The 2,356-nt window shown below is 77.0% G+C and carries 3 protein-coding genes; 2 read left to right on the top strand and 1 reads right to left on the bottom strand.

Features of this window, described 5'->3' with window-relative positions:
* Together G5C65_RS35595 and G5C65_RS35590 are read left to right on the top strand one after the other, a co-directional pair.
* On the top strand, positions 1 to 842 hold an 842-nt coding region (locus G5C65_RS35595; RefSeq protein WP_206442638.1), incomplete at its 5' end, for a hypothetical protein.
* 87 nt (positions 843 to 929) lie between these two features.
* Positions 930 to 1,502 (top strand): bacterial proteasome activator family protein, encoded by a 573-nt coding sequence (locus G5C65_RS35590; protein ID WP_165303191.1) that lies wholly within the window; start codon positions 930 to 932, stop codon positions 1,500 to 1,502.
* 10 nt (positions 1,503 to 1,512) lie between these two features.
* Here G5C65_RS35590 and G5C65_RS35585 read toward each other — a convergent pair whose 3' ends face one another.
* Positions 1,513 to 2,280 carry a TrmH family RNA methyltransferase gene (locus G5C65_RS35585; RefSeq protein ID WP_338146822.1) on the bottom strand — a complete coding sequence of 256 codons (768 nt, stop codon included), beginning with the start codon at positions 2,278 to 2,280 and terminating at the stop codon, positions 1,513 to 1,515.
* Positions 2,281 to 2,356: the final 76 nt, after the last annotated feature.

Genomic DNA, 2,356 nt, shown 5'->3' with positions numbered 1-2,356 from the left:
GATTACCTCTCGGAACGAGCCAGCTCGGGAGGCACTCGGTGGGTCACTCTCAGCGCAGGCGCAGCGGTGTCGCCCTGCTGGCCTGCGCCGTTCTGGCGCTGCCGGGACCGCTCGCGCTGGCCGCCACCCCGCCGGGCGAGCCGAGCGGCGATCCGCCCGCCCCGTCCGTGTTGGGCTCCGCTGACCCGCAGCCCCCGCAGCCCCCGCTGCGGCCCGAGGCGGCGGTCGAGGGCGAGCGCCCGCAGGACGGCCGGCCCGGGGCCGGGCAGCGCCCCGCGCGCACACCGCCCGACGTCGGCCCGGACGAGATACCGGCCGCCTCGAAGCCGCCCTCGGACGCCCCCGGCGACACCGGACGCCCGGACGAGCCCTCCGCATCGCCCACCGCCGGAGAGCCGACGCCCGCGCGGAGCACGAGCGAGTCCCCCTCGGCGCGGCCGGGGCAGCGGGGCCACCACGGACACCGGCACCACGGCCACGGGCGGAGCCGGGCCTGCCCGCCGGGCGCCCCGCACGGCAGCGGCAGCCCCGACGGCCCGGCCGCCCGCCGGGGGCGGCCCGCCGCGCAGGAGGGGGACCGGCAGGCCGGGCCCCCGCCCCGCATCCGGCCGCCGTCCCCGTCCCTGCGCCCCGCGCCACGGGTGACGGACCAGGCGATCGGCCGCCACAACCTGTACGAGCCGGACCCGCCCGCGCCCGGTCAGCGGTCCGCGCGGGAGGCCGGAACGGACGTTGCCGCCGAGCCGTCCGGAGAGGTGCTGCCCGTGCTGCCGCTGGGCGCCGGACTGGCGCTCACCGGGCTGGGGCTCGCCTTCCTGGCGCTCCGCCTGCGGCGCGGCTGAGGGACGGTCCGAGGCGGCGCGCCGACGGCTTCCGCACAGCCGCCCGCGGCTCAGCCCGCTGTCGGTACAGCGTGCAGAATGGGGGGTATGACACAGCCGAGCAACGAACAGTCGCAGGAGAGTCCGCAGGTTCTGGTCGTGGGGCCGGACGGAATGGCTCTCGGCAGCACCGCTGCCAAGGGGGGCGACGGTGACGGCGAGGAGCAGGCTGAGGTCCCCGTGACGGAGATGGTCGAGCAGCCCGCGAAGGTCATGCGCATCGGCAGCATGATCAAGCAGCTGCTGGAGGAGGTGAAGGCGGCGCCGCTGGACGAAGCCAGCCGGGCGCGCCTCAAGGAGATCCACACCAGCTCGATCAAGGAGCTGGAGGACGGCCTCGCTCCCGAACTGATCGAGGAACTGGAACGGCTGTCCCTGCCCTTCACCGACGAGTCCGTACCGACCGACGCCGAGCTGCGGATCGCCCAGGCCCAGCTGGTGGGCTGGCTGGAGGGCCTCTTCCACGGCATCCAGACGGCGCTCTTCGCCCAGCAGATGGCCGCGCGGGCGCAGCTGGAGCAGATGCGCAGAGCGCTGCCGCCCGGCGCCCTGCCGGACGACATGGCCCAGGGCGAGGAGGCGTCCGGCCACCACCCCCGCACCGGCGGCCCGTACCTCTGAGGCGCGGGCGTCAGCCGGACCGGCGTCCCGGGGGCGCGCTCCGCGCCTCCGGGGAGGCCATCCAGTGGTACAGCGCCATGGCGACACTGGTGGCCAGGTTGAAACTGGACACCTGAGGTCGCATCGGAAGGGACACCAGGTGGTCGGCCCGGTCCCGCAGGGCGTCCGACAGGCCGTGCCGTTCGGAGCCGAAGGCGAGCATCGCGTTCCCGGGCAGGGTGAAGGACCGCAGGTCGGCGCCCTCCGGGTCGAACGCGTAGAGCGGCCCAGCGGGCAGCGTCGCCGCCTCCCGGCGCGCCACAGCGGTGGCGAAGTGCAGCCCGGCGCTCGCCCGTACGGCCGCGGGGTGCCAGGGGTCGGCCGTTCCCGTGGTGAGCACCCCGGCCGCGCCGCAGCCCGCCGCGAGCCGTACGACGGCACCGACGTTGCCGAGGTTGCGCGGGTGGTCGAGCACGACGAGGGGCGCCGTGCGGTCCGGTGTCGCGGGCGGGTCCGGCGCGGTGGCCCGCAGGGCGAGCGCGGCGACCCCCGTGGGGTGCGGGCGGGGCACCAGCTCGCGCAGCGCCGCCTCGGACACCGGGCGCAGCAGGGCGTCCAGGGCGCCGGTGAGGTCGGGCGCGAGCTCCCCGGCGAGCGCGAGGGCCGCCTGCGGGTCCCGGGCCACGGCCACGGGGACGCGCGCTCCGAAGCGCAGGGCGTGCTTCAGCGCGTGGAAGCCGTCCAGCAGCACGCTCTCCGCGGCGTACGCCGTCCAGTCCTCCGCGATCTCCTCGTGCACCCCGTCAGCCTACGGCCGGATCAGTGCTCGGCCGGCACCGTGGCCGGGTCGTCCCGCCCGGTCGACGCCTCCCCGC

The sequence above is a fragment of the Streptomyces boncukensis genome (assembly GCF_011045075.1).
Classification (GTDB): domain Bacteria; phylum Actinomycetota; class Actinomycetes; order Streptomycetales; family Streptomycetaceae; genus Streptomyces; species Streptomyces boncukensis.
This window is presented reverse-complemented; position numbering and strand designations above follow the sequence as displayed.

Coding starts and splice junctions, on each gene's coding strand:
- G5C65_RS35590 (WP_165303191.1), top strand. CDS start 930: ATGACACAGCCGAGCAACGAACAGTCGCAGGAGAGTCCGCAGGTTCTG.